This is a genomic window from Rhodopseudomonas sp. (genome assembly GCF_036404135.1).
Lineage (GTDB): Bacteria > Pseudomonadota > Alphaproteobacteria > Rhizobiales > Xanthobacteraceae > Rhodopseudomonas_A.
The window spans coordinates 1-5,941 of sequence record NZ_DASWPE010000066.1; the positions used below are offsets into that span (position 1 = coordinate 1).

The window sequence follows — 5,941 nt, forward strand, 5'->3', positions numbered from 1 at the left end:
GGGTTCGATGGAACGACGGACGAAGGCCCAAGCTGAGGTTCGGGCTTCAAAGCCCTCGGATGACCCGGTCTCTCGTCCGCCACCGCGCGAGACAGCCTACCGCCTCGCCCAGCAGAATTTAAGTTACAAGGATGACGGCGAGGCGGCGCGCCTCAGGATGACGGCGGCAGGCGGTTGCGGGTGCTGGACAAGGGGCGGCGGGGCGATGCGGGCCCTGGAGGACGGCGCTGAATGCGGCTCCGATGACGGTGCTGATGCGGTTCAACAGGTCGCAATCTCGACGTGACGGCCGAAAAGGCTGCGGAAAACGCCGGCCGCGGCCCGTAATTGTCCCGTTCGGATTGACAGTCCGGCGTCGGATGGCTTAGAAACCGGCTGTCTCGGGCGGCTTCCCGCCATCGGGATTAAGCCCGTTTTCGCTGCTTTCGGCCTGTCGCACACGGCCTTTCAAACGCTCAGGATTGTCTCATGAAGGTCCGTAACTCGCTGAAGTCGCTGCGCTCCCGTCATCGCGACAACCGTCTGGTCCGCCGCAAGGGCCGGGTCTATGTGATCAACAAGGTGCAGCGCCGCTTCAAGGCCCGCCAGGGTTGATCGCCGACTCGCCGGCGCGTCGCGCCGATCTGTTGTTGTCCCGACCGATTGCTCCGATCACGGCGGTTTGACGCCGCGCGCGCTTGCCTGCCGGGCGCGCGCCGCTAGACTTCGCCGATGCGATCGAGACAATCGTCCTCACCCTTGATGTTTCCGGTCTGGCTCGCGGCGACGCTCGCCGCCGCGTTGCTCGTTGTCGCACCGGACGTTGCCCGGGCGCAGCGCCATCCGCCGTCGCCAGAGCTGAAGAAACCGCCGGAGCCGCCGGCCAAGCTGCCGAAGCTCGGCGCCGACCGCAGCCGCGGCCTGGACTTCCTGTTCGGCGCGCTGAAGGCCGCCCCCGACGACGCCAGCGCCAAACACGTCGAGGCGCGGATCTGGGCGCTGTGGGCGCAGACCTCCAGCGACACCACCGCGCTGTTGATGGCGCGCTCCAAGGCCGCGCTCGATGCCGGCAACAGCGAGGTGGCGCTGAAGCTGCTCGATTCAGTGGTCAGGCTGCGGCCGGACTATCTCGAGGGCTGGAACCGGCGCGCCACGCTGTATTATCTGCAGAACGATTACGACCGCTCGCTGCACGACATCGAGCAGGTGCTGGTGCGCGAGCCGCGGCATTTCGGGGCGCTGGCCGGGCTCGGCATGATCATGCAGGAGCTCGGCGACGACAAGCGCGCGCTCGACGCCTTCCGCAAGGCGTTGGCGATCAACCCGCATCTCGACAAGGTGCCGGAGCTGGTCAAGACGCTGACCGAGAAGGTCGAGGGCCGGGATATCTAGCATTCCGCCGATCGGAACGATCCGAGAATCTCTAATCCCCGCCGGGGTTATGGATTCCGGACTTGCTCAAACTGCCGAACTCGCAATCGGCAATGACCACGCGTTTGTGTCGAACGCCTCAGCACGAAACCATTGCCATGGTGCGGCGTATCCTTTGGGTGCCGCAACCCTCCCGGACATTGTCGATGATCATTGTGCTGACGCTGGCGACGCTGGCGGTTCTCGCGTTCGCTACCCTGGCCGGCACCGCGATGATCGAACGGCGCTATCCGCCGGACGGCGAGATGAACGCCGTCACAGGCGGCGCGCTGCATGTCGTCGATATCGGGCCGCGCGACGGTGGTCCGGCGATCGTGCTGATCCACGGTGCCAGCGCCAATCTGCGCTCGATGCGGCCGCTCGGCGACCAATTGGCCAAGACCCATCGGGTGATCCTGATCGACCGGCCGGGTCATGGTTACAGTCCGCCGGAGGCGGCGGCCTCGTCGCCGACCACCCAGGCGGCGATGATCGACGAGGCGCTGGGTCAGCTCGGCGTCGATCGCGCCATCATCGTGGTGCATTCGCTGGCCGGCGCGCTCGGCGCCCTGATGCCGCTCAACCATCCGCAGCGCGTGGCGGGGCTGGTGATGCTGGCGCCAGTGACGCATCCGTGGCCCGGCGGCGTCGGCAGCTACAACAAGATCATCGCCACGCCGCTGATCGGGCCGCTGCTGGCGCATAGCATCACGCTACCGCTCGGCCTCGCTTTGGTGACGCCCGGCGCGCGCACGGTGTTCGCGCCGCAGCCGATGCCTTCGGATTTCGTCGAGGAAAGCGCCACGCCGCTGTTGCTGCGGCCGCAGGAATTCCGCGCCAATGCCCTGGATCTGGTCGGGCTGAAACAGGCGGTGCGCGCGCAAGTGCCGCGCTATCCGCAGATCGCGGTGCCGACCGTGGTGCTGCATGGCGACGCCGATACCACGGTGTCGCTCGACATCCATTCCCGCAGTTTCGCGGCGCAAGTGCCGCACGCCAAGCTCATCGTGCTGCCAAATATCGGGCATATGGTGCAATATGCCGCGCCCGGCCTGGTGATCCGCGAGATCGACGCCATGCTCGCCGCGGCGCGGCCGCAAGCGGCGTTGCCATAGTCGCAAGCGGCGAAGGCGGCGGCGCATCAACTGACAAATCAGGAGAATGAGATGAGCACCACTTACGGTTCGGCAAAATGGCAGGGCGGCATCAGGGACGGCAAGGGCGCGATCTCGACCAAGAGCGGCGCGCTCAGCGACTACCCCTATGGTTTCGCCAGCCGCTTCGAGGGCAAGCCCGGCTCCAACCCGGAAGAGCTGCTCGGCGCCGCGCACGCCGCCTGCTTCACCATGGCGTTGTCGCTGATCCTCGGCGAGGCCAAGCTCACCGCCGAGCAGATGGAGACCAAGGCCGACGTCACGCTGGAGAAAGACGGCGACGGCTTTTCCATCACATCGGTGCATCTGACGCTGTCGGCCAAGATCCCCGGCGCCGACGACGCCACCTTCCAGGAGCTCGCCGGCAAGGCCAAGGCCGGCTGCCCGGTGTCGAAGCTGTTCAACACCAAGATCACGCTGGATGCGACGCTGCTCTAAGCGGCGCGGCTCCCAGAGCCTGCCTCCCGATGAATTGAGGCGTTTTAGCTCGTCATTGCGAGGATCTCTTGCGACGAAGCAATCCAGGGCCACACGCGCAGCCCCCGGATTGCTTCGCTTTTCGGTCGGCGCTGCGCGCCGGCCTCGGCTGGCAATGACGGGAGAGCGTCCCCGGATCTACACCGGCAGCGCCTCGATCAGCGCTTCGATCAGTTTGCGGTCGGCCGGCGTCGCCGGATTGTAGACGATCAGGCTGAGGTCGGCCCGGCCGTCGACCGCGAATGACGAATACTCCAAGGTGATCGGACCGAGCTGCGGATGCAGCAATTGCTTCACGCCGTCGCCATGGCTCTGCACATGGCTGTCGCGCCACATCGCCGCGAAGTCGGGGCTGGATTGGCTCAGTTCCTCGACCAGCGCCGTCACTTCGGCGTCGGCGCCGGCGCGCGCGGCGTCGATCCGGAAACTGGCGACGACGAAACGCGCCACCGAGTCCCAGTCGCGCTGCTTGGCGCGAACCCGCGGGTCGCAGAACATCATTCGCAAGATATTGCGCTGATCGGGCGGCAGCTTGCCGTAGTCGGCGAGCACCGCCGCGGCGGCGCGATTCCACGCCACCACGTCCCAGGTCGCGGTCCTGACGATCGCCGGGCTCAGCGCGAGAGTATCGAGCAGCCGCTGCAGCCGCGGCGTGATCGGGTCGCTGCCGTGATAGCGCACCTCGGGTGGCCGGCCGAGCCCGATCAGAAACAGATGCTCGCGCTCCACCGCGGTCAGCGTCAGCGCGCCGGCGATGCGGTCGAGCACCTCGGCGGAGGGGTTGCCGCCGCGGCCCTGCTCCAGCCAGGTGTACCAGGTGACCGACACGTTGGCCCGCTGCGCCACCTCCTCGCGCCGAAGGCCGGGTGTCCGCCGCCGCGCCATCGACAGGCCGAAGGCGGCGGCATCCAGCCGGCAGCGCCGATCGCGCAGGAAGGCGCCGAGCGCGTTGCTCTTGGTCAGCGGAGCGTCCATCCTGTTAGTTCTCATACCATGATACGATCACTACTTTACCCCGATACGCGGTCGGACGACACTGGCATCATCGTCCTCTCGGGAGATTTTTCATGCGCGTTTTCGTCACGGGAGCCACCGGCTTCGTCGGCTCGGCCGTCGTCTCCGAGCTGATCGCCGCCGGCCATTCCGTCCTCGGCCTTTGCCGTTCGGAGACGGGAGCGGCCGCGCTCAGGGCGGCCGGCGCCCACGCCAATCCGGGCTCGCTCGAGGATCTCGACAGCCTGAAGCGGGGCGCGGCCGCCACCGACGCCGTCGTCCACACCGCCTTCATTCACGACTTCTCCAGGTTCAAGGAGAATTGCGACATCGACCGGCGGGCCATCGAGGCGCTCGGCGAGACTCTTGCCGGCTCCGACCGGCCGCTGATCGTCACTTCCGCCGTCGGCATGCTGTCGCCCGGCCGCCTTGCCACCGAGGACCTGCTGCCGCCGGCCGATCCGCACGTCCCCCGCGTTTCCGAGCAAGCGGCCTTCGCTTTCGCGCCGCGCGGCGTCCGGGCCATGGCGGTGCGCCTGCCCCAGGTGCACGGCGCCGGCGACCACGCCTTCACGCCGCACCTCATCGATGTCGCCCGCGACAAGGGCGTGGCGGCCTATGTCGGCGGCGGCGCCAACCGCTGGCCGGCCGTCCACCGCTTCGACGCCGCCCGCCTCTACCGGCTGGCCCTGGAGAAGGGAACGGCCGGCGCCCGCTACCACGCCGTCGCCGACGAGGGCGTGCCGCTCAGGATCCTCGCCGAGATCATCGGCCGCCGCCTGGGCCTGCCGGTCAAAAGCATCGCCGCCGAAGAAGCGGCCGGCCATTTCGGCTGGTTCGCCACCTTCGCCGCGATGGATGCCCCGACGTCGAGCGCCTGGACGCGCCGCGAACTCGGATGGCAGCCGACCGAGATCGGCCTCGTCGCCGATCTCGACAGCCCCGCCTATTTCGCGAGCTGACGGGCGCCACCGCGCTTGCCGTCACCTTGGGCGAATGCCATAAATCGGCTCCGAACATCCTGCTCGGAGTCGCTTCATGCCCTCGCCCGCCACCGCCCTGATCGTCGTCGACGTCCAGAACGATTTCTGCCCCGGCGGCGCGCTGGCGGTCGGCGGCGGCCACGCCGTCGTGCCGGTGATCAACGCGCTGGTGCCCCGCTACGAGCAGGTGGTGGTCACCCAGGACTGGCATCCGAAGGGTCACGTCTCCTTCGCCTCCGCCCATCACGGCCACGAGCCGTTCGACACCATCGACATGCCCTATGGCCCGCAGGTGCTGTGGCCGGACCACTGCGTGCAGGGCACGCCCGGCGCCGAGCTGCATCCCGACCTCCGCGTCACCCCCGCCCAGCTCGTCATCCGCAAGGGCTGGCACCGGGACGTCGACAGCTACTCCGCCTTCCGCGAGGCCGACCGCGAGACGCTGACCGGCCTCGCCGGCTATCTCCGCGAGCGCGGCGTCGAGGAGGTGCACGTCGTCGGCCTCGCCACCGACTATTGCGTCGCCTGGACGGCCCTCGACGCCGCCGGCGCCGGCTTCCGGGTGGCGGTGATCGAGGATGCCTGCCGCGCCATCGACCTGTCCGGCTCGCTCAGGCGCGCCTGGGCCGACATGGCCGCCGCCGGGGTGACGCGCGCCACCAGCGATGACATCCTTTAGGATTATTGCGGTTTCGTCCGAATGATTTTGCGGATGTTGCGGTTTTCGGGTGGACAGCCTTCGCAAGTTAGGTCATAAGCACTGACCTATAAAGGTCAGCAATACTGACCTAAGGAAAGCTGGACATGACAACACCTCTCGCGGACTTTAGGGCCGGCCTGATCGCCGTCTTTCCCATCGTCGCCGCCGCCGTGCCCTTCGCCCTGATCCTCGGCCAGCAGGCGACGGCCAAGGGCCTGACGCCGGCCGAGATGCTGGCCATGTCG

General features: G+C 67.8%; 8 protein-coding genes. 7 read left to right on the top strand and 1 reads right to left on the bottom strand.

Annotation, left to right across the window (positions count from 1 at the left end):
* The 5 genes from VGC77_RS07625 to VGC77_RS07645 form a co-directional block, all read left to right on the top strand.
* Window positions 1–286: hypothetical protein (locus VGC77_RS07625; protein ID WP_331170971.1), on the top strand; the 286-nt coding region annotated here is incomplete at its 5' end.
* Window positions 287–468: 182 nt separating this feature from the next.
* Window positions 469–594 (top strand): type B 50S ribosomal protein L36, encoded by a 126-nt coding sequence (ykgO, locus tag VGC77_RS07630; RefSeq protein WP_011474396.1) that lies wholly within the window; start codon window positions 469–471, stop codon window positions 592–594.
* A 147-nt stretch (window positions 595–741) separates the two neighbouring features.
* On the top strand, window positions 742–1,371 hold the full coding sequence (locus VGC77_RS07635) for a tetratricopeptide repeat protein (RefSeq protein WP_414709622.1): 630 nt from the start codon (window positions 742–744) through the stop codon (window positions 1,369–1,371).
* Between the two features lie 185 nt (window positions 1,372–1,556).
* Window positions 1,557–2,504, top strand: coding sequence for an alpha/beta hydrolase (locus VGC77_RS07640; protein ID WP_331170973.1), 948 nt, complete (start codon window positions 1,557–1,559; stop codon window positions 2,502–2,504).
* Window positions 2,505–2,555: 51 nt separating this feature from the next.
* A complete protein-coding gene (locus VGC77_RS07645) occupies window positions 2,556–2,981 on the top strand; it encodes an OsmC family protein (RefSeq protein WP_331170974.1) in 426 nt (141 codons plus the stop codon).
* 177 nt (window positions 2,982–3,158) lie between these two features.
* Here the strand turns inward: VGC77_RS07645 and VGC77_RS07650 are convergent, their stop codons facing one another.
* The gene (locus VGC77_RS07650; protein ID WP_331170975.1) at window positions 3,159–3,995 is read right to left on the bottom strand and encodes a helix-turn-helix transcriptional regulator; all 837 of its coding nucleotides are present in this window, start codon (window positions 3,993–3,995) and stop codon (window positions 3,159–3,161) included.
* Window positions 3,996–4,087: 92 nt separating this feature from the next.
* Between VGC77_RS07650 and VGC77_RS07655 the strand changes: the two genes are divergently transcribed.
* Together VGC77_RS07655 and pncA are read left to right on the top strand one after the other, a co-directional pair.
* A complete protein-coding gene (locus tag VGC77_RS07655) occupies window positions 4,088–4,975 on the top strand; it encodes an SDR family oxidoreductase (RefSeq protein WP_331170976.1) in 888 nt (295 codons plus the stop codon).
* Window positions 4,976–5,051: 76 nt separating this feature from the next.
* The gene (pncA, locus tag VGC77_RS07660; protein WP_331170977.1) at window positions 5,052–5,675 is read left to right on the top strand and encodes a bifunctional nicotinamidase/pyrazinamidase; all 624 of its coding nucleotides are present in this window, start codon (window positions 5,052–5,054) and stop codon (window positions 5,673–5,675) included.
* Window positions 5,676–5,941 lie beyond the last annotated feature (266 nt).